At 67.4% G+C, this 21,101-nt stretch carries 16 protein-coding genes; 6 read left to right on the plus strand and 10 right to left on the minus strand.

From position 1 onward, the window contains the following. Positions 1–129: 129 nt before the first annotated feature. The 7 genes from QZT59_RS02110 to QZT59_RS02140 form a co-directional block, all read right to left on the minus strand. Positions 130–1,326, minus strand: coding sequence for an FAD-binding oxidoreductase (locus QZT59_RS02110; protein ID WP_290810670.1), 1,197 nt, complete (start codon positions 1,324–1,326; stop codon positions 130–132). An 80-nt stretch (positions 1,327–1,406) separates the two neighbouring features. Beyond that, positions 1,407–2,558 (minus strand): FAD-binding oxidoreductase, encoded by a 1,152-nt coding sequence (locus QZT59_RS02115; protein WP_290810673.1) that lies wholly within the window; start codon positions 2,556–2,558, stop codon positions 1,407–1,409. A gap of 46 nt (positions 2,559–2,604) precedes the next feature. Next, positions 2,605–3,990: an aspartate aminotransferase family protein gene (locus QZT59_RS02120; protein ID WP_290810676.1), complete on the minus strand. Its 1,386-nt coding sequence runs from the start codon at positions 3,988–3,990 to the stop codon at positions 2,605–2,607. Between the two features lie 268 nt (positions 3,991–4,258). Then, complete coding sequence (locus QZT59_RS02125) at positions 4,259–5,386, minus strand: C45 family autoproteolytic acyltransferase/hydolase (protein ID WP_290810679.1); 1,128 nt, start codon at positions 5,384–5,386, stop codon at positions 4,259–4,261. 145 nt (positions 5,387–5,531) lie between these two features. After that, positions 5,532–6,173, minus strand: a complete 642-nt coding sequence (locus tag QZT59_RS02130; protein ID WP_290810682.1) for a type 1 glutamine amidotransferase — start codon at positions 6,171–6,173, stop codon at positions 5,532–5,534. Positions 6,174–6,246: 73 nt separating this feature from the next. Further along, complete coding sequence (locus tag QZT59_RS02135; protein WP_343195720.1) at positions 6,247–7,569, minus strand: glutamine synthetase family protein; 1,323 nt, start codon at positions 7,567–7,569, stop codon at positions 6,247–6,249. A 220-nt stretch (positions 7,570–7,789) separates the two neighbouring features. Further along, complete coding sequence (locus QZT59_RS02140) at positions 7,790–8,935, minus strand: FAD-binding oxidoreductase (protein ID WP_290810685.1); 1,146 nt, start codon at positions 8,933–8,935, stop codon at positions 7,790–7,792. Positions 8,936–9,133: 198 nt separating this feature from the next. On the opposite strand from QZT59_RS02140, the gene QZT59_RS02145 reads away from it, so the two are divergent. Next, positions 9,134–10,459 carry an aspartate aminotransferase family protein gene (locus QZT59_RS02145; protein ID WP_290810688.1) on the plus strand — a complete coding sequence of 442 codons (1,326 nt, stop codon included), beginning with the start codon at positions 9,134–9,136 and terminating at the stop codon, positions 10,457–10,459. 24 nt (positions 10,460–10,483) lie between these two features. On the opposite strand, the gene QZT59_RS02150 is transcribed toward QZT59_RS02145, so the two are convergent. Beyond that, complete coding sequence (locus QZT59_RS02150; RefSeq protein WP_290810691.1) at positions 10,484–11,791, minus strand: glutamine synthetase family protein; 1,308 nt, start codon at positions 11,789–11,791, stop codon at positions 10,484–10,486. A gap of 431 nt (positions 11,792–12,222) precedes the next feature. On the opposite strand from QZT59_RS02150, the gene QZT59_RS02155 reads away from it, so the two are divergent. The 4 genes from QZT59_RS02155 to QZT59_RS02170 are packed head-to-tail and all read left to right on the plus strand — an operon-like array spanning position 12,223 to position 16,149. Then, a complete protein-coding gene (locus tag QZT59_RS02155; RefSeq protein ID WP_290810693.1) occupies positions 12,223–13,287 on the plus strand; it encodes a substrate-binding domain-containing protein in 1,065 nt (354 codons plus the stop codon). Between the two features lie 48 nt (positions 13,288–13,335). Then, positions 13,336–14,376 (plus strand): ABC transporter ATP-binding protein, encoded by a 1,041-nt coding sequence (locus tag QZT59_RS02160; RefSeq protein WP_290810696.1) that lies wholly within the window; start codon positions 13,336–13,338, stop codon positions 14,374–14,376. Then, the gene (locus tag QZT59_RS02165) at positions 14,360–15,340 is read left to right on the plus strand and encodes an ABC transporter permease (protein ID WP_290810699.1); all 981 of its coding nucleotides are present in this window, start codon (positions 14,360–14,362) and stop codon (positions 15,338–15,340) included. The genes QZT59_RS02160 and QZT59_RS02165 overlap by 17 nt, the downstream gene beginning before the upstream one ends. Further along, positions 15,337–16,149 carry an ABC transporter permease gene (locus QZT59_RS02170; RefSeq protein WP_290810702.1) on the plus strand — a complete coding sequence of 271 codons (813 nt, stop codon included), beginning with the start codon at positions 15,337–15,339 and terminating at the stop codon, positions 16,147–16,149. Before QZT59_RS02165 ends, QZT59_RS02170 begins: the two co-directional genes overlap by 4 nt. Positions 16,150–16,160: 11 nt before the next feature. Here QZT59_RS02170 and QZT59_RS02175 read toward each other — a convergent pair whose 3' ends face one another. Both QZT59_RS02175 and QZT59_RS02180 read right to left on the minus strand, forming a co-directional pair. Further along, positions 16,161–18,134, minus strand: coding sequence for an FAD-dependent oxidoreductase (locus tag QZT59_RS02175; protein ID WP_290810705.1), 1,974 nt, complete (start codon positions 18,132–18,134; stop codon positions 16,161–16,163). A gap of 383 nt (positions 18,135–18,517) precedes the next feature. Then, on the minus strand, positions 18,518–19,048 hold the full coding sequence (locus tag QZT59_RS02180) for an Lrp/AsnC family transcriptional regulator (protein ID WP_290810708.1): 531 nt from the start codon (positions 19,046–19,048) through the stop codon (positions 18,518–18,520). Between the two features lie 223 nt (positions 19,049–19,271). On the opposite strand from QZT59_RS02180, the gene QZT59_RS02185 reads away from it, so the two are divergent. Next, a complete protein-coding gene (locus QZT59_RS02185) occupies positions 19,272–20,750 on the plus strand; it encodes a CoA-acylating methylmalonate-semialdehyde dehydrogenase (RefSeq protein ID WP_290810710.1) in 1,479 nt (492 codons plus the stop codon). The last annotated feature ends 351 nt before the right edge of the window (positions 20,751–21,101 follow it).

The raw sequence follows: 21,101 nt of genomic DNA on the forward strand, positions 1-21,101 counted from the left end.
ACGGAGGAGCGTACCCTCTCGGCTGTACGGACGGAGGAGCGTACCCTCTCGGCTGTCGGGTCGAGCTCGGGCCCCGACGAATCGTCCGGTTCCGTGACGGGGCGGACCGATCGAGCCGATTCGTGCGTCCTAGTAGCGGCCGCTCGGAAACTCGGTCGGCATCCGTCGTATTCCGTGGACCTCGAAGTCGGCGGGCGGATCGTCGAACCGCGACAGCGCGAACGGATCCAGCGAAATCGGCGCGGGTTCGCCCGTGACGAGCGCCCGGACGGCGGCGCCGGTGAACGGCGACATCGAGATGCCGGCGGTCACCGCCGCGGCGATCACGAGCCCGACGGGCGCGGCGGCAGGTTCGTCGAGCACGGGCCGCGCGTCCGGCGTGATCGACGATCCCTTCGGACACGTGTGGAAGCTCCCGTTCACGAACCGGACGCGATCGACGTCGGCGGCCATCGTCGGGAGCGTCGCGGCGATCTCGTCGTAATACTCGCTCGGGGCGTCCCGGGGCGGACGACCGTCCTCGGGCAAGAAGTACATCCCCCCGGAGACGAGCAGCGTCGTTTCCCGGCCCGGTTCCGGTCGCCACCAGAGGTCCCGACCGTAAACCATCGGATACCCGTCGTCGAGACGAGAATCGGCTTCGACGCGGAGATTCGAATAGACGAACTGGCGAACCGGAACGTCCACGAACTCCGCTACAAGTGCGGGGGTCTGTGCGCCCGCGGCGCACACCACGGCGTCCGCGAGGATTCGTTCGCCGGCCGCGTCGACGCCGACGACGGATCCGTCGGCCTCGAGAACGCGCTCGACCGGCGAGTGCGTCTCCACGACGCCGCCGCGATCGCGAACGCACGCCGCGAGCGAGTCCGCGTACGCCCCGCCGTCGACGATCGCGCTCTCGTCGTTGACGAGGCCGCCGACGAACCCCTCGAGATCGAACAGACCGGGCCACCGGCGATCGAGCTCCGTTGCGTCGAGAACGGCGATATCGTATCCCGGTCGATCGAGCAGCGGCGCGTACGCCTCGCGGAGGCGAGCCGCCTCGGCCTCGGTTTCGACGAGTTCGACGTACGGCCGCTCGTGAAGCTCGAATCCGTACCGCCCGTCGAACGCCTCGAACGCGTCGATCGCGCGCTCGACGGCGTCGGGATACCGCGCCCAATCTTCGAAGCAGCTGACGAATCCGGCGGCCGAGCCCGACGCACCGCCGCCGATCGAGCCGGCCTCCAGCACCAGCACGTCGTGATCGGGGGCGAGTTCCCTGGCGGCGCACAGCCCGGACGCACCCGCACCGACGATGACGACGTCAAACCGACGGTCGGTCAAACCGACCCCCTCCGACGTCTTCCGCGACGTCCCTACTACCCACGGTACCCGGCCGTTTCGAACGCGGTCGGATCACGGACTCAGTCACCCGCACTGATGCTGATGAACTCGAAGTCGTCCGAGCGCGTGTCGAACCGTTCGATCGAGAACGGTTCCATCGGAAACGGAGCGTCCTCGCCGGCGACGAGCGACCGGATCGCGGTGGCGGCGACGGGGGCGGTCATCACGCCCCGGCCGTTGAACCCGGTCGCGACGAGCAACCCGTCCGGCGCGTCCGGGGGCGCGTCGACGATCGGACGGGTGTCGGGCGTCGCGCCGTCGACGCCGGCCCAGCCGTTGACGTAGCCCGCGTCTTCGAATCCGTCGAGGAACGTGGGGACCAGGTCGGCGACGTGGTGGCGAAACGCCTCGTCCTCGTCGGCGCTCGCCCCCTCGGGGTCGTCCTCGGCGAACGACCAGCCGCCGACCAGCAGGTCGCCGTTGTGCTCGGCCCGGAAGTAGACGTGCTCGCCGGGATACCACCCCATCGGGAACCCGTCGGGGAGGGGCTCTCGAGGCTCGAGAACGATGCACTGCGTGCGGTACGGACGAACGGGTACGGGGGCGTGCTCGAGCAAGAACCGTCGCGTTCTCCAGCCGGCGGCGACGACGACGTGATCCGCGTCGACGCTCCCGGCGTCGGTTTCGAGGCCGGTGACCCGGCCGTCGTCGACGACCAGCTCTCGAACGGGGGTCTCCGTGTGCACGGTCGCGCCGTCGGCGCGGGCGTCGTTCTGGAGTTCGATCGCGAACGTGTACGGGTCGACGAAGCCGGACACCTCGTGCTCTACCACGCCGTCGAGGCCCGCGAAGTCGAACGTCGGGTACCGCTCGCTCGCCGTCTCGCGGTCGAGGTAGGTCGCCGGAATGCCGTCCTCGCGGAGCCGCCGAGCGTACCGGCGCTTTTCGTCGGCCCGACCGGACGGGACGAAGCCGATACTCGGCACCTCCGTGTACGAGAACGACCCGGTGCCGTCGTACTCGCGGAAGAACTCGACCGCGTGCCAGCCGATCTCGGGGTAGTCCTCGTAGCTCGAGAGCATGGTGATCTCGCCGGCGGCCAGCGCGGTCGCCTCCGCGGCGAGTTGGCCCTTCTCGAACAGCGTGACGTCGTAGTCCGGTGCGAGCGCGCGTGCGACGGCGCAGCCGATCACGCCGCCGCCGACGATCGCGACGCGTTCGCGATCGCTCACGTGAGCCCCTCCGTTTCGGTGTCGTCCGCTCGGTCGTCGTTTCGGGTCATTCGTAGGAGTGGTTCACCGCCCTGAAGGCGTCTTCGGCGATCTCGAGCGCGCGGTCGATCTCTTCGGCCGTGTGCGTGTAGGTCGTGAAGAAGCGTTCGCTCTGCAGGGGGTTTCCGAACAGCGCACCGCCGGCGGCCGCCTCGAGCCACCAGTCCGCGTACTGGTCGACGTTGGCCTGCCAGCTGTCGCGGTAGGTGCGGATGTCGGCGTCGGTCATGTACACCTGGCCCATGGAGCCGACGTACTCGACGTTCGCCGCCACGCCGACGTCGTCGGCGACCTCCTGGAGGCCGTCGAACAGCCGCTCGCCCAGCCGATCGATGTGTTCGTGGACGGCGTCCCGTTCGAGGATCTCGAGCGTCTTCAGACCCGCGGCGGCGGACACGGGGTGACCGTTGTACGTGCCGCCGTGGAACGCGGTCGTGTTCCAGGACTCGACGCCCTCTTCCGTCGGCGGCTCGATCTCGCGCATGATCTCCGCGCGCCCGCCGAAGCCGCCGGTCTGGTAGCCCCCGCCGGCGACCTTCGCGAAGGTCGTCATGTCGGGGGTGACGCCGAAGCGCTCCTGGGCGCTGCCGAGGCCGAGCCGGAAACCGGTCATCACCTCGTCCCAGATGAGGACGATCCCCAGCTCCTCGGTGAGCTCGCGCAGGAACTCGTGGTAGCCGTCCCGGGGCTTCAGACAGCCCGCGGAGAACATGACGGGTTCGACGATGACCGCCGCGAGGTCCTCGGCGTGCTCGCGGAGGATCGCTTCCGTCGCTTCCTCGTCGTTGAACGGGAAGGCGACGACGGTGTCGCCGACGACGTCCGGGATGCCCGTGCCGAAGGAGACCGTGTTGGGCCGGTCGGGGGGCCCGAGCGCCTCCTCGCTGGCGTAGACGCTCTGGAGGGCGTAGTCGTGGCCGCCGGCGTACCCGCCCTCGGGTTTGGCGATCTTGTCCCGACCGGTGTACGAGCGGGCGACGCGGAGCGCGTGCATCGTCGCCTCCGTGCCGCTGTTGGCCAGCCGGACCAGCTCGATGCTCGGCGTCAGGTCCCGGATCTTCTCCATGAACTCGATCGCGATCGGCTGGGGCGTCGCGGTCAGGTCGCACGTGTCGACCTGGGCCTTCACCGCCGCGCGAACCTCGGGGTGGCCGTGCCCGAGGATGATCGGGCCGAGCGCCAGTAGAAAGTCGAGGTACTCGTTGTCGTCGATGTCCCGCACGTAAGACCCCGCCGCCTCGTCGACGTAGAACGGGTACGGGTCGAACGCGCGGACGTTCGATTCGACGCCCAGCGGCGTCACCGCCGTCGCGCGTTCGTGGAACGCCTCGCTCTTCGGCGTGTTCTCGCGAAGGGGTCGTTCGTGATCGTGCTGGTGGTCACCGCTACTCATCGACCGATCTACGTAGGGGGATTCAATAATCTTTTGCATATCGGACTCTGTGGAGAATATCTTCGAAAATATTCCTCGCTGCTGGGATGGACGGGGACTGATTCTGGTATAATCCGAGTTTCGTTCGACACTTCTGCGTCGAAGTCGACTCGGCGGATCGAACGCCCGGTCGGCGACTGCGGCGCGGTCGTGCGGCGAATCGGTAGACGGCGGACGGCCACCGCAGTTAGGGGGCGTTCACACGGATTCGAGGCGGAAGCCCACGACTTCAGTCGGGGGTCGATGACGGGCACCGATAGCGGTGGTACGACCGCTCGCAGGGCGGTCCGGCCGTCGCGCACAGCGATCGGTCTTCGAGGTCGAGGACGACGCTGACGTTCGTCTGCTCGCGTTCCTCGGGCGGATCGTCGGGGTCGACGTGCCGACAGATGCTCGCCGGTTCGTCGAAGTGATCGCGGAGGGCCGACTGCAGGCTCTCCTCGTCGATCGAGCCCCGTCCCGTTTCGAGCAGTCGTCGCAGGCGCGGCCCGCGACAGAGCGAGTCGGGAATCAGCCGCTCGAGCCTGCTCTCGACGCCGTCGCACCGTTCGAAGTGGTTCGCGTGGGTGAGCACGTGGTCGTCGGGATAGATGTACGCGGCCGACTCCGGCGCCGCCTCGACGTCGATGATCTCCCCGTCCCGGTGCCCGAGCAGGAAGTTCGCCGAGCAGGTTCGCGGGCGGTCGATCACCGACCCGACGGCGCGGTCGAGCCGAGTCGCCTCGAGGATTTCCCGGCACCGAACGTGGAACGGCTTTCGGTACGGCGCGTCGCCGTCGGTCGCGCTCACCAGTCCGTTGATCACGAGGCCGATTCCGGCCTCGTTGACGCCCATCTTTCCGCCGACGATGCCCGCCTCCGTGACGGCGACGTGGTTCGGCCCGTCCTCGCGGCGTATCCGCGTGACGACGGTGCCGTCCGCGACGTCCGCGAGCCAGTCCCAGTTCTGCCCGAGGTACGTTCGACCGTCCGCCGTCGCCTCCGGCCTGACGCCGACGCTCGTACACCCGTCGACCGTCCCGTCCGACCGCTCCGCCCGATCGGTCTCGTCGCGATACGCACCGTATATCACCTCGTACCGGGCGTTGAGGAGCGCGATTCGGGTCGGCGACAGGCCGCTTCCGTCGGCGACGCCGCGCAGCTCCTCGGCGTACGATTCGTTACAGTCCTCGATGACCTCGAGGTACCGCTCCGCCTCGGCGAGCACCTCATCGCGCGACGCACCGTAGTGCTCGAAGAGTTCGAGGTAGCGGTCGACGTTCGCGGCGACCTCGGCCTCGAACGACTCGCCGTGGCGCCGCCCGCGATCGAAGGGATCCCCCGAGAGCGTGACGGAGGGGAGTTTCTCACGCGCCACCGCGTTCACTCGGCGCGAACACCGCGGGATTGTCGCCGAACATACCGTCCCGATTCGGCGGCGTCCACCATATACGTTCTCGACCGCCGCGAGCAACCGGTCGCGGCGACGCTGGAGGATGTTAGACCGGGGCCGGCGGCCCCGGTCACGAGCGGCGTTCGTCGCAGCGAGCGGCGAAGTTCTCGAGCACGCGGGTCGCGGTCGACTCGGCGAAGGTGCGTCCGCCCCGATCCCAGTCGCTCGGCCGATCCTCGACCCGTTCGGTGAACTCCGGGTGGAACTGGACGGTCCAGAGCGGCGCGTCGTCGTGGCGGCTGCAGAAGTGGTCGTTGTAGTCCGTCCGAGCCGTGGTGACGAGCTCGTCGGCCGGCTCCACGACGAGGTCGGCGTGTAGCACCGGCACGATCGGCTCGACGCCTGCGAGCACCTCGTCCGACTCGTCGGCCGTCATCTCGACGAACGTCGCTCGACGTCGGTCCGTCTCGACGGTTCCGCCGAGCGCCTGGTGGGCGAGCTGATGGCCGAAGCAGATGCCGAGGAGCGGAACGGACCGATCACGGCACCGGCGCACGAGGCGTTCGGCTGGCTCCACCCACGCGGCGTACTCGTCGTCGAAGACGGTCGCGGTCGAGCCGCTGAGGACGATTCCGTCGTAGGCGTCGAGGTCGGGGAGTGCGGGATCGTCCACGAACACCCGGTACTCGGTTTCGGCGGGGAGCAGACGCGCGATCTCGGGCCCCAGATAGCGATAGTCGGGCGTAATCTCGAGATCCAGGACGAGTATCATGGTCCGAACGGTGGGGCTACGACGGTATTACTCTAGTGGAACGGCCCGCCGGGCGGAGGGCGTCCGCGACGGGTCAGAGCGTTCGGACGTACTGCTCGCGCTCCCAGTCGGTGACGACGTCGCGGAACGCGTCGAGTTCGGCGCGTTTGGTCGCACAGTACGCGCGGACGAGATCCGTCCCCAGACGCGAGACGAGTTCGTCGTCGGATTCGAGCGCCTCGAGGGCCAGCTCCGGAGCGTTCGGAAGCGTCGGACTGTCGCCGGCGGGATCGCCCTCCGCTGGGTCGCCCGGTTCGAGTTCCGCCTCCACGCCGTGGAGGCCGGCGGCGAGCGTGCTCGCGATCACGAGGTACGGGTTGGCGTCGGCGCTGGCGATCCGGTTCTCGATCCGCGTCGTCCCGGAGGGGACGCGGACGGCCGCCATCCGGTTGTCGTATCCCCACGAGGCGGTGTAGGGAGCGAACGATCCGGACTCGTACCGCTTGAACGCGTTGAGATTCGGCGTGCCGAGGGCGGCGAGCGCGTCCGCGTGTTCGAGCAACCCGCCGACGAAGCGGCGGCCGAACGGCGACAGTTCGCCGTCGGCGCCGAAGGCGTTTCCGCCTCCGCCCTCGAGCCCGCCCACGTGCAGGTGGTAGCCGCTTCCCGATTCGCCGGCGAAGGGTTTCGCCATGAACGTCGCCCAGAAGTCGTGTTCGCGCGCGGTCTGCTTCACCAACCGTTTGAAGTCGAACGTCGCGTCGGCCTGGTCGAGCGGGCCGCCGTAGTCGAACAGCACCTCCAGCTGTCCGGGCCCGTGTTCGTGCATGAGCGAGTCGACGGAGACGCCGTAGCCGTCGCTCCACGTCGAGAGATCGTCGAAGTATCCGGAGACCTCCTCGGTCGCCCACGAGAGACACTCGTGCTTGTGATCGGTGATCGGTTCGTACCCCGCTTTCCCGTCCGCGAGGAGGTAGAATTCGAGTTCGCTGCCGACGGTGAACGACACGTCGCGCGGGACCCCCCCGAGGACGCGCTCGAGCGCGTTGCGGGGTGCGGCACCGAGGGGCTCTCCCTCGCGTTCGAGTACGCAGCGCACTCGAGCGGCGTCGTCGCGCCAGGGGAGTCGTCGAAACGTCTCGGGGAGCGGGCGGAGGGTGCCGTCGCCGTAGCCGATCTCCTCGCCGAGTCCCGACCCCTCCGGCACGTCGTTGCGGGGCGTCTGGACCAGCACGAGCAGGTTCATCGGGAATCCCTCCTCCCACTTCTCGAGGAAGCGGTCGGCGCGCAACTGCTTGCTGCGCGAGATGCCGTTGATGTCCGCGAACTCGACGAAGACGTGTTCGACGTCGTCCCCGGCGACCGCCTCGACCATCCCCTCGACGGCCTCGGAATCGCCGGTATCCGCGGCGGTCACGGTCGCCACCTCGACCGCGGGCGGTCCGCGACGACGGATCGGCCTGGATCGCCGCTCGGGTGTTCGTCCGGTCGGTACGGGTTCGTCCGTCGGTGCTGTGGGTCGTGCATGCGTCGAACTCTCCGGCGGGTTCGTTGACGTGGCTCTCCGGGTGGGGTCGTCGAGAACGACTCCTCCGCGTCGATCGTTCGTCTCGGTCGGTCACCGTCGCGCGGAGCGTTCATACGTCCGACGTCGAGCGAAGGTCGAACGTCGTCGCGACGTCGCCGAACCGATCCGGCGCGAACGGGTCGGTCGGAAACGGGGCGCTCGATCCCCCGAGGTGCTCTCGAACGATCGGCCCGGCGATCGGGCCGATCATCACGCCGAGTCCGTTGAATCCGGTGGCCACGAGTAGATTCTCCGGACCCCCGGGAATCCGTCCGATCAGGGGCCGCGCGTCCGGCGTGGCCGCGTCGAAGCCGGCCCAGCCGGTGACGAGTCCGGCGCCGTCGACGCCGTCGAACAGTCGGGGGACGATCGTCGCCACCGAATCCGTGAACGCTTCGTCCGGTCGTCTCGACGCCGCTTCGGGGTTCCGGCATTCGTGGGCGCCGCCGCCCACGAGGATTCGACCCGAGTGCTCCGGTCGGAAGTAGAGCCCCTCGCCGGAGACGCGACCGAGGGGGACGTCCTCGTCGAGCGGCGGGTCGGGCTCGAGAACGAGACACTGGGTGCGATACGGCCGAACGGGCAGCGCGGTATCGCCCGGCATCAGTTCGGGCGTTCGCCATCCCGCCGCCAGAACGATCGCGTCCGCCTCGTGGCGCCCGTCGTCGGTCTCGACGCCTGCGACCGATCCGCCGTCGACGACGAGTCCCGAGACGCGGACCCCGGTCTCGACGCGGACGCCGCCGTCTTCGGCGAGCTCGGCCAGCGTCACCGCGTACGTGTAGGGGTCGACCCAGCCGGTATCCTCGTAACAGACGGCTCCCGCGAAGCGCGACAGATCGAGTCGCCCAAACCGGCGTTCGACGGCCTCGCGCTCGAGGTACGCGACCGGGAACCCCTCGTCGGCGAGTTCTCGCGCCCGCCGGCGCGCGTCGGCGACCTCGGCGCGGCTCACGACGTCGATCCGGGGGCGTTCGGTGAACGAGAACGCGCCGGCGCCGTCGACCGCACGGACGGCTCGGTTCGCGAACCGTGCGACCGCCGGCAGGTCGCCGTAAAACAGCGTCGGGGCGATCAGTCCGGCCGACACGCCCGTCGCTCCGCCGCCCACCTCGGCGCGCTCCAGGACGGTGACGTCGAACGACCGCGCGAGCGCTCGCGCGACCGCGACTCCGGCGACGCCCGCGCCGACCACGACGACTCGGTCGCGGGTCACCGCCCCGCTCCCGCGGGCGGCCCGCGGGCGTTCGCTTCGACGCTCGTTCGTTCGCCGTATCGAGACACGGCGGACGTGTTCGCGCCGGATCGGAATAACTCTTTGGTGTGTTCGAAATACGGGTGCGAAAAATGAACGAAGGCAAATGGATGCCGAGTATTGAAAAATTTTATCTTACTATGGGCGGTTGCGTCTAGCATGTCGCTCAAACCGACTGAAGATTCGACGGGATCGGTGCGGGGCCCGATCCCGCACTGGTACGCCGCCGGCGAGGAGCCCCTCTCGATCGTCGAGGGATCCGGCGCGCGCGTGTACGACGACGACGGGAACGAGTACCTCGACTTTCTGTCGCAACTGTACTGCGTCAACGCCGGCCACGACGAGTCGCGAATCATCGACGCGATCACCGAACAGCTGGAGCGCGTCTCCTACGTGTCCTCGTCCAAACGCAACGACACCCGGACCGAGCTCGCCCGTCGCCTCGTCGACGTGGCGCCGGAGCCGCTCACCGACGTCTTCTTCTCGGTATCCGGGAGCGAGGCGAACGAGTCGGCGATCCAGATGGCCCGCGATTTCACGGGCGCCCAGAAGGTGCTCACCCGGTGGCGGTCGTATCACGGGTCGACGTACGGCGCGGCGGGCCTCACCGGGGATCCGGAGACCCGCGCGGTCGTAGAACGCCACGCCGCGACCACGGGCGCCGGAAAATTCCTCCCGCCGATCCCGCGCGCGTTCGACGGCGCGACCGGGGACGAACTGGCGCGCAAAGCCGCCGAGCACCTCGAGTTCGTCATCCGAAACGAGGGTCCCGATTCAGTCGCGGCGATCCTCACCGAGCCCGTCGCGGGCACGAGCGGGGCGTATCCGGCTCCGGAGGGCTACTTCGAACGGGTGCGCGAGCTGTGCGACGAGTACGACGTGCTGTTGATCTCCGACGAGGTGATCGCCGGCTTCGGCCGGTGCGGCGACTGGTTCGGCATCCAGACCGACGGCGTCGATCCCGACGTGATCACCTTCGCCAAGGGGGTGACCAGCGCGTACGTGCCGCTCGCGGGCGTCCTCGTGAACGGCGAGATCGGCGAGTGGCTCGCCGAGAACGGGGTCGACGTCGGGCAGACCTTCGCGGGTCACCCCGTCGGCTGCGCGGCGGGGATCGGCGCCCTGGACGCCTACGAGGACGGTCTGATCCAGAACGCCAGGGATCTCGAACCGAGACTTCGCGAGGGACTGGAGGCGATCGGCGACCGGCACGACGTCGTCACCTCCGTCCACGGACGCGGTCTCCTCTGGGGCGTCGAGTTCGCGGATCCCGAGACGGGCGACCACTACCACGACCCGAGGGTCGACGACGGGGAGAACCCGGTCGAGCGGGTCCGGGACGTCGCCGCGGAGGAGGGCGTCCTCTTCGGGAGCGGTCGCCCCGACGTGCAGGTGCTCGTCTCACCGCCGCTGTGCGTCGACGCGGACGAGATCGAGACGGCGATCGAGGCGCTCGAGACGGGCGTCGAAGCCGCGTTCGACTGATCCGATCCGCTCGCGGAGCGCGGATCAGAGCACTTCGACGTACTTCCGGCGCTCCCACTCGGTCGTCTCCTCGTAAAACTCCGCCATCTCCTGGCGTTTCATCGCGACGTACTCGGAGATGACCTCCTCGCCGACCCGGTCTGCGAGCTCGCCGTCCGACTCGAGCGCGTCGAGCGCGGCGTGCGGTGTGGGGGGCAACCGGGGGCGATCGCCCGACGGATCGCCCGTCGAGGGCGCCGCCGGCTCGAGTTCGTCCTCGATCCCGTGAAGGCCGGCGGCGAGCGTGCTCGCGATCACGAGGTACGGGTTGGCGTCGGCGCTGGCGATCCGGTTCTCGACCCGCGTCGTCCCGTGGACCGGAACGCGGACCGCGGCCATCCGGTTTCCGTACCCCCAGGAGGCGGCGTACGGGGCGAAGCTCTCGGGCTCGTGGCGCTTGAAACCGTTCAGGTTCGGCGTCCCCAGCGCGGTGAGCGCGTCGGCGTGCTCGAGCAAGCCGCCGATGAAGTGACGACCCGTTTCGGAGAGTCCGTCCTCGCCCGCGAGGACGTTCTCGTCGCCGTCGAAGAGGCTCGTGTGGAGGTGGTAGCCGCTGCCCGACCGGCCGGTGAACGGCTTCGCCATGAACGTCGCGCGCTGGTCGCAAGACCGGGCCGCTCGCTTGACGAGCTCTTTGAACCGAAACGTTCGATCGGCCTGACCGAGCGGCTCGCCGTAATCGAAGAGGATCTCGAACTGGCCGGCGCCGAACTCGTGGTGGAGCGTATTCACGCCGATGTCGAACGCGGGCGCCCACTCGTAGACGCGGTCGTAGAACGGCGCGACCTCCTCGGTCGCCGGCGTCAGATTCTCGTGCTTGTCGCTGGTGGCGGGGACGAGTCCCTCGTCCGTCTCCTCGAGCACGTAGAATTCGAGTTCGCTTCCCGCGAACGCCGTGAATCCCGCGTCGTCGACGCGCTCCAGGACGCGTTCGAGGACCGTTCGCGGTGCACCGTTCACGGGCCGTCCCTCGAACTCGAAGTCACAGATGACCCGGACGGCGTCCTCGCGCCACGGTACCCGCCGGCACGTTCGCGGGTCCGGACGGACGATCCCGTCGGCGAAGTCGATCGCGTCGGCGTAGCTCGATCCCTCGACGACGTCGCTCCGGGGCGTCTGGGTGAGCAACGCCAGGTTCATCGAAAAGCCGTCCTCGTACCGGGAGCGGAAGTAGTCGACGTCCAGCTGCTTCGAGCGAGAGAGTCCGTTCAGGTCCGGAAATTCGACGAACACGTGATCGATCTCGTCCGCGTCGAGCACGGCGTTCATCCGGGACGTGGCATCCTCGGTCATACGCGTTCCCACCGAGCGACGGGGCATAAACGTACGTTCTCCTGGTGCCACGGTTTCGGATCTTCTCTAGCGGAACGTTCGTCGACCGCTCGCTCGTTCGAAAATCGTTCCAGAGTGGTTCGTCTCGTTCGAACGATACCGCGACGCGCCGGTCCTCGCGGCCGCCACCGAAAACCGGCAGGCCGTCCCCCCGCCGGGGCCGTGGCGACCGGCACCGATAACCGGCAGGTCGTCACTCCGTCGGGGCCGTGGGAGCGAAGCGTCGCCGGGTTCTTCGACCGCCGACGGGTGAGACCGACCGCGACTGAAAAACGATGATGGTTCATACAACACCGCGAGTTAATTTCGAATCGCTGTAGAATATCTGGATTTAGTTCGAAAAATTCCTCCGGAAGCTTTATGCTATTGAATTGAGTACCTGCTGCCTGTATATGCCACGTGGTAATCAATCGCGTAGGTCATTCCTGAAGACCAGCGGCGCAGTCGGTGCGACGGGTGCGTTGACCGCTGTCGCAGGGTGTCTCGGTGGGGACGATTCGCTGACGTACTTCAGCTGGGGGGCGTACATCGACGACGCCTGGATCGAGCCGTTCGAGGACGACACCGGGATCGACGTCGAGACCGAGACGTACGAATCGAACGCGGACGCGATCAACCAGATCGATACCTCGCCCGAGGGAACGTACGACGTCTGGACGCCGTCGGCACCGGGCGCCGACTTCGAACGGGCGTACCGGAACGACTTGCTCGATCCGATCGACGTGGATAACGTTCCCGCCTGGGACGAGCACGTCTTCGAGGAGATGAAACTCGACGAGTTCTGGTTCGACGACGAACTGTACTGCGTTCCGATGACGTTCGGGTTCGACGGGGCGCTCTACAACCACGACGAGCACGGCGATCTCGGCGACATGCTCAGCTACGAGGTCCTGTGGGACGAGGAGTACGACGGAGAGATCTCGACCCGGGACGACGCCAGCACGCAGGTGTGGACCGCCGCGAGTTACCTCGGTCAGGATCCCGACGACCCGGACGATCTCGATGCGGTCCAGGAGGCGCTGGAAGACCACGTCGACCTGGTGAACACCTACTGGACCTCCTCGGCGGAGACGATCCAGAACTTCCAGGAGGGTGAGGCGACCATCGGCACGGCGTGGGACGGCGCGTACCATCGACTCGCCGGCGAAGACGAGCCGGTCACGATGGCCTTCTGGGAGGAAGGCACTATCGGGTGGATCGACTCCTTCGCTATCGCGCGCGGGTCGGAGAACAAAGCGGAAGCCGAGGAGTTCATCGACTACATGCTCTCCGAGGTGCCTCGGGAGTGGTTCGAGGGCCCCGAGTACATCGTGGTCTCGGACGCGGTCGATTACACGGACGAGGAACTCGAGTTGTACAACCTCGAAGCCGCGCTCGAAAACACCGTGTTCCCCGCGTACAACGACGACGAGACGATCCAGCGGTACGACGAAATCTGGACGGACGTCACGGCGTAACTCGGCGGTTCTTTGGAGATTATGACAGCAAATTTACGAGTTGACGGAGTGACGAAGGACTTCGGCGACGTTCGCGCCGTCGAGGACGTGAACTTCACCGTCGAGGAAGGAAAGTTTCTCACGCTGCTCGGCCCGTCCGGCTGCGGAAAGACGACGACGCTGCGGATGATCGCCGGCTTCGAGACGCCGACGGAGGGACGGATCGTCCTCGGGGACCGCGACCTGACCGGGGTGGAGCCCTACGATCGACCGACGAGCATGGTGTTTCAGAACTACGCGCTCTTTCCCCACAAGACCGTCGGCGAGAACGTGGGATTCGGGTTGAAGATGCGAGACGTTCCGAAGGAGGAGCGACGAGATCGGGTCGGCCGGATGCTCGAACTGGTCGAGCTCCCGGACACCGAGGACCGGGGCGTCGACGAACTCTCCGGCGGCCAGCAACAGCGCATCGCCCTCGCTCGCGCGCTGATAACGGAACCGGAGGTGCTTCTGCTCGACGAACCGCTGGGTGCACTCGACCTCAAACTCCGAAAGAATATGCAGGTTGAATTGAAAAATCTCCAAGAAGATCTCGGGATAACGTTCATCTACGTCACTCACGATCAGGAGGAGGCGCTCACGATGAGCGACGAGATCGTCGTTCTCAACGAGGGTCGAATAGAACAACGGGGTACCCCGACGGCGATCTACGAGCAACCGGAGACGCGGTTCGTCGCCGACTTCATCGGGGACACGAACCTGCTCGACGGGACGTACGCTCGGAACGGCGAGGGCGCCACCGTTCGCTGCGGGACCGTCGAACTGCCGATCGAACCGATTCCCTCGGCCGCCGACGGCGACGCCGTGTCCGTCTCGATTCGACCCGAAAAGATCCACCTCGGAGACGGTGGCGATCCCGACGCGGTGACGCTGACGGGCGAGGTCGAGGAGGTCATCTACCAGGGAAACATCGCGAAGGTACACGTGAACGTCGACGGAACCCGGCTCGTTCTCGAACGCCAGATCGTCGACTCGATCGACCTGCCGACGCCGGGGAGTTCGGCCACGATCAACTGGAGCGAGGAGTACACCGATGTCCTCACCGGATGACGTCGCGACCGAACCGCTGAGTCGGGAACCCGAGACCACGCCGGGTGGCTTCCGCGACAGGTTCCTCGCGTGGAGCGAGAGCGAGGTGTTCAAGGGGTCGCTCAGCCTGGGCCCCATCCTGCTGTTGCTCACGCTCTGTTACACGATCCCCGTCCTGTTGCTGCTGATCTACAGCGTCTTCAGCGGCGACGCCTTCGAGACGGCGCTCTCGCTCGAACACTTCAGGCGGTTCGCCGACCTCTCTGCGGTGCTCTCGCTGAGTTGGGGCGACCTCCCGTACATCAGGTTACTCACCAGGTCGCTCGGCATCGCGGTCGTGGTGACGGTGCTCTCGCTGACGATCTCGTACCCGATCACCTACTACCTCGGCCAGGTGGCTCCGGAACGATGGAAGGTCACGCTCGTGCTGTTGGTCATCATCCCGTTCTGGACGTCGTACCTGATCCGGACGTACGCCTGGATCCCGATCCTCTCCGGTAACGGATTCATCAACTCCGCGCTGACCGCCGTGGGATTACCGGCGCTCCCGCTGCTCAACAGCTACTGGGGGACGATCATCGGTCTCGTCTACGTCTTCGTTCCGTTCACCATCCTCCCGCTGTACGCGAGCATGGACGGGCTCGATCGGTCGCTGATCGAGGCCGCGCGCGACCTGGGCGCCTCCCGCTGGCGGGTGTTCCGGGAGGTCATCTTCCCGCTCACGCTCCCCGGCGCGCTCGCCGGCGGCATCTTCGTGTTCATCAAGTGCGCCGCGGCGTACGTCACCCCGGCGCTGCTCGGCGGGACGAGCGGGCGGATGTACGCGCAGGTGATCGCGACCCAGTTCCGGACGGCGTTCAACTGGAACTTCGGGGCCGCGCTGTCGGTCATCCTCGTCGCGGTCATCCTGGCCAGTCTCTGGATCGCCAAGCGGTACGGCGCCGACCTGAAGAAGTCCCGCGGGCTCGGCGGAGGTGGCCTGTGAGCGTCTCCGACGGACTCCGCGATCGGCTGCCATCGAGCGAGGACCGATCGGGAGTCGGACTGCGAGCCGCGACGGCGCTCACGTACCTGTTCCTCTACGGCCCGATAATCGTCATCGTGCTCGTGTCCCTCGACGCCGGTCGGTACGGTCTCCGGTACGAGTTCACCACCGAATGGTACCGGAACATGGCCGGACGGAGCGACCTCATCGGGTCCCTGCTCTTGAGCGTCCAGATCGGGATCATCGTCATGATCGTCTCCACGGTGCTGGCGGTCGTCGCGGCCTTCGGTCTCACGCGGTTCGAGTGGCCCCGGCGAAAGGGACCGATCGCGACGTACCTCATCTTCGTCCCCCTGACCCTGCCGATCATCATCTACGGAATCGGTCTGTTCGTCTTCTTCACCGAGATCGGGGTCGGCCGCGGATTCCTCCCGATCGTCGTCGGGCACGTCATGTACACGTTCCCGTTCGCGACGCTGGTCGTCGCGGCGGGCGTGCTGGGCCTCGACCGCTCGCTGGAGGAGGCGGCGATGGACCTCGGCGCGGATCCGATCACGACGTTCCGGGAGGTCACGTTGCCGGCGCTGATGCCGAACGTGCTCGCGGCGGCGCTGTTCTCCTTTACGCTCTCGTTCGACGAATTCCTCATCTCCTTCTTCGTCAGCGGGGGCGGCGACATTCCCCTCCCCGTCCGGATCTGGGGAATGGTCCGAGCCGACATCGAACCGGAGGTGTACGCGATCAGCGTCGTCGTGCTGGCGATCAGCATCGCCATCGCGGCGCTCGCGACGCGGCTGCAGCGGTACTAGCCTCCCCGCCGCTACAGTCCCGCCCCGATCTCGAACCCTTCACGAACGGCCTCGTCGAGCGACCGCGGCGCCCAGCAGTCGCCCACGCGGCGGACCGCGACGGTATCCCCGATGCGGTCGCACAGCGTTTCGTACGGCTCGTGGTCGGCCTCGCCGCCGTGGGAGAAGACCACCGCGTCGACCGCTCGTCGCGGCTCCCGGCGTTCGGTGTACACGCTCTCCAGGATCGCTCCCCCGTCGGCGACCTCGACGACCCGATAGCCGCCGGTGAGCGACACGTCCCGCGCCTGGAGTCTGCCGAGCAGTTCGTTCCGTCGGTACTGCTGGACGTTCTCCCCCGCCGCGTACGTTTCGGAGACGAGCTCCACCTCGGCGGCCGTCCGCGAGCACGCCGTCGCGACGTCGAGGGACGCCCAGTTGCCGTCCCAATCGGAGACGATAACCGACGCTCCGCGCACTCGCTCCGGATCCGCGAGGATGTCGGCCGGCGTGAAGACGCGGGCCGCGTCGTCGATCTCGACGTCGGGGATCCGAGCCGTCGCGCCGGTCGCCAGCACCACCGCCCCGACGCCGGCCGGCTCGACGGTCTCGTGATCGAACGGTTCGTTCAGACGCACCTCGACGCCCGCGTCACGAAGCCGCCGCTCGAGGGCGTCGATCCACCGATCGAACGCGCCGCGGTGGGCGAGGTCCGCGTACGTTCGAACCTGTCCGCCGAGTTCGCTCGCTCGTTCGAACAGGGTCACGTCGTGGCCGCGCTCGGCGGCCGTCGCCGCGCACGTCATGCCCGCGGGACCGCCGCCGACGATCAGCACGCGGTCGCCGTCGTCGGCCCCGCGCGCGGGGTCCGGTTGAGCGGTCCACTCCGTCTCCCGTCCCGTTCTCGGGTTGACCGTACACCGGATCGGCAGGCCCTCCTGGTACCGCCCGATGCAGCCCTGATTGCACGCGACGCACGGCGTGATCGTCGTTCGCTCACCCTCGCGCACCTTCCGCGGGAGGGCCGGATCGGCGATGAGCGCGCGGGTCATGCCGACGACGTCCGCGACGCCGTTCCCGAGCAGTTCGACGGCTTTCTCCGGCGCGTCGATGCGCGAGGTGACCATCACCGGCTCGTCGACGAGTCGACCGATCGCCTCGGCCGGTCCGCGGGTGATCGCGTGATCCTCGGCTGCCGGCGGGACGATGTACCGACAGCTCCGGTGCGTGCTCGAACTTCCCACGACGACGCTCCAGTAGTCGACCTCGCACGCGCCGTCGACGCGTTCGACGATCGGCAGCGTCTCCTCGAGCGACAGCCCGCGTCGGTGACGCTCCTCGGCGCTCAGTCGGACGCCCACCACGAATTCGTCGGCGGTTCGCTCGCGGATGCGCTCGACGATCTCGACGGTGAACCGGCATCTCCCCTCGAGATCGCCGCCGAACTCGTCGCCGCGCTCGTTGGCCCGGTGGCTCCAGAACTGCGCGGGGAGGTATCCGTGCGAGCCGACGATCTCGACGCCGTCGAGCCCGGCCGCGTCCATCCGCTCGGCGGCCGCCGCGAACGCGTCGATCAGGTCGTACACCTCTTCGGTGAGAAGCGGTCGCGGGACGACGTGGAGCCGATCGGTCGGGATGGGCGAGGGCGCGGGCGCGGGTGGGGCGTAGCCGCTCGCGTAGCGCTCCCGGCCCCCGTGAAACAGCTGCGCGAACAACGCGGCGCCCTCCTCGCGGATCGACTCGGCGAACGGCTCGTAGCGGTCGACGAACCGGTCGGAACTCGCGTCGATCGTGTGCGACGTCAGGAGGCCGCTCTCGTCCACCGCGTGCGCTTCGAGGACGATCAGCCCGGCTCCACCCCTGGCCCGTGCGAGGTGGTAGCCGTCGAAGGCGTCCGTCGGCAGGTGGTCCTCGACGAGCGTCGTCTGGTGGCCGGACGTCATGATCCGGTTGCGCAGCGTAACGCCGCCGACGTCGATCGGGTCGAACAGCGGACCGTACTCCATTTCGTGCGGGGAGATAGCAAGCACCAATACAAAACTACCGATCGGTTCGGGACCGTCGGCCGGTCGATAGCGTTCGCTCGGTCCAGAAACGGGTATCCGGGACGCCCCGAACGGCGAACGTTTCCCGGCGGCGGACGGCGCCCGAAACGCTCCGCGGAGCCCAGCCGACGGCCCCCGGTCGCTCGGACAGGCGAGCGTTTTTCCGGTCGTTTGCGCAGGTCAGCGCTTACTGATCGCTCGGGTAGGTCAGCGTTTTCTGATCGCTCGGGTAGGTCAGCGTTTTCTGATCGCTCGGGTAGGTCAGCGTTTTCTGATCGCTCGGGCAGATCAGCGATTTCGTTCGACCGTCCCGACTACTCGTCCCGCGAGGGACGTCCGCCGGCTCACTCGGACGACGCCCCGTCCGTTTGCGCGACGTTCTCGACCATCTCCTCGGACATGTTGGTGAGCACCCGACTGTCCGTCTTGAACTCGTCCATCACGAACTTCGAGGAGGTCTCGTTGACGCCGTCGATGGCGATCATCTCGTCGACCAGATCGTTCATCTGCTCTCGATTTTGCACCCGCGAGATGACCACGAAGTCGACGTCGCCCATCGTGTAATAGACCTGGTTGACCCCGCCGATTTCGGTCAGTTGCTCGCCGATGTCCTCCGCGTAGCCGGTCTCGTGGGTCACCATCACGTCCGTGATCATCATCATCTCCAGCCCGAACGCGAGCGGATCGAGCTGGGCCGACATGCCGGTGACGACCCCGTTTTCCTTGAGCTTGTTGAGCCGGTAGTGGATCGCCGATTTCGACAGTCCGATCTCATCGGAGAGCTCCGACAGATTGAGTTCCTCCTCGGCCTCGAGCTGCTGGAGAATCTGTAAATCAGGTTCGTCGAACTCCGACATTTTCGAATTCAGTTCCATAATCGCCGCTTCGTTCGGACGTTGTGTAAATATTTGCATCGATCGCCGATCCGTTCGCTATCACGTTCGGGAGCCGATCGAGCCGACGTTCTGCCGCCCCTCTATTACAACTAAATTCGAATTAATAGGGGACTTTGAGAACTACGTTCTCGAATGCCTGGAGCAAATCTAATTATCTCGCCCGATCAGAATCTTTATTCGCACGTCCCGCGTTTCCGATCGTATGGATACGCGATCGCCGGTTTCCGAGCTCGAGATTCGAAACTACGTCGGCGGTGAGTGGCGCGAGCCGACGGCCGACGACGGTCGAGACGTGGTCAACCCCGCGACGGGCGAGCGGCTCGCGCGAGTCACGTTCAGCGGAGCGGACGACGTCGACCGCGCCGTCGAGGCCGGTCTGGAAGCGTTCGACGACTGGTCGCGTCGGCCGGTCGAGGAGCGCATCCAGCCGCTGTTCGAACTGAAGTCGCTCCTCGAGGACCACCAGGCGGAGCTCGCGGAGCTGCTCGTCCGGGATCACGGCAAGACGCTCGCGGAAGCCCGCGGCGAGCTCCGCCGCGGGATCGAGAACGTCGAGGTGGCGTGCGGAATGCCGACGACGATGCAGGCCGGCACGCTCCCGAATGCCGCCCCGGGGATCGACGAGAGCGCGATCCGCCAGCCCCTCGGCGTCTTCGCGGCGGTCACGCCGTTCAATTTCCCGGGCATGATTCCGCTCTGGTTCCTCCCCTACGCGGTCGCCACCGGCAACGCGTTCGTCCTCAAGCCCAGCGAGCGCGATCCGCTGGTCCCCCAGCGGCTCGTCGAACTGGTCGAGGAGGCCGGCGTTCCGGACGGGGTCGTCCAGCTGCTCCACGGCGGCGCCGACACGGTGAACGCGTTGCTCGAGCACGAGGGGATCGCGGGAATCTCGTTCGTGGGCAGCACGCCGGTCGCTCGCCACGTTTACGCGAAGGCGGCAGAGCACGGCAAGCGCGTTCAGGCCCAGGGTGGCGCGAAGAACTACGTGATCGTGACGGAAACGGCGGATCTCGAGTTCGCCGCCGAGAAGACGGTCTCGTCGTCGTTCGCCTGCGGGGGCGAGCGCTGTCTCGCCAACGACGTCGCGGTCGTCGAGGAGTCGGTGTACGACGAGTTCGCCGACCTGGTCGTCGAACACGCCGCGAACCAGACCGTCGGCTACGGTCTCGACGAGGGGGTCGACATCGGCGCGCTGATCACGCCGGAACACGAGCGGCGGGTCCGCGAGTTCGTCGAAACGGGCCTCGAGGAGGGCGCGACGCTGCTGTACGACGGCCGAGACGTCGCCGTCGAGGGCCACGAGGACGGCAATTTCCTCGGGCCCTGCGTGTTCGGGGACGTCGACGGTGAGATGACGATCGCCCAGGAGGAGATCTTCGGGCCGGTGCTCGGACTGGCCGCCGCGAGCGACCTCGACGAAGCCGTCGAGCTCCTCAACGGGACGCGATTCGGCAACGCCGCGAGCCTGTTCACGGGCGAGGGCGCGGACGCGCGCGCGGTCCGACACGACGCCGACGTGGGCAACCTCGGGGTCAACGTCGGGACGGCCGCGCCGATGGCGTTCTTCCACTTCGGCGGCCGGAAGGACTCGTTCTTCGGCGACCTCCACGCGCAGGGCGACGACGCGATCCGATTCTACACCGACGAGACGATCTACATCGAGCGCTGGCCGGACCGCTGATCGGGTTCGCCCGACCCGCATCGGGGACGTACCCCGGTGGGGCGCCGCGCGTTCGCGGTCAACCGAAATCAGCTGATCTGGACGACGCCGTCCGGAACGGGACCCGTGGTTACTCGCGCTCCCCGGCGTTTCGTACGCTCCCGGCTGGAAGCGAAGTCCACTCACCGGTTCGGGTGATAGCAGCACGGCCCTCGTGGTGGTCCTGACTACCACCGGGAGCTTCCCGTCCAACTCTTCCGGGTGTGGACCTTCGCCTGGCAACGGCTGGCGCTCGGAGGAATCGCGACGACGCGAATCGCCGTCGGGACCGAACGCGACCACAAGAATATATCCCTTCGGATGATCTGCCGT

Origin of the sequence: Halovivax sp. (genome assembly GCA_007119345.1) — an archaeon.
GTDB lineage: Archaea > Halobacteriota > Halobacteria > Halobacteriales > Natrialbaceae > Halovivax.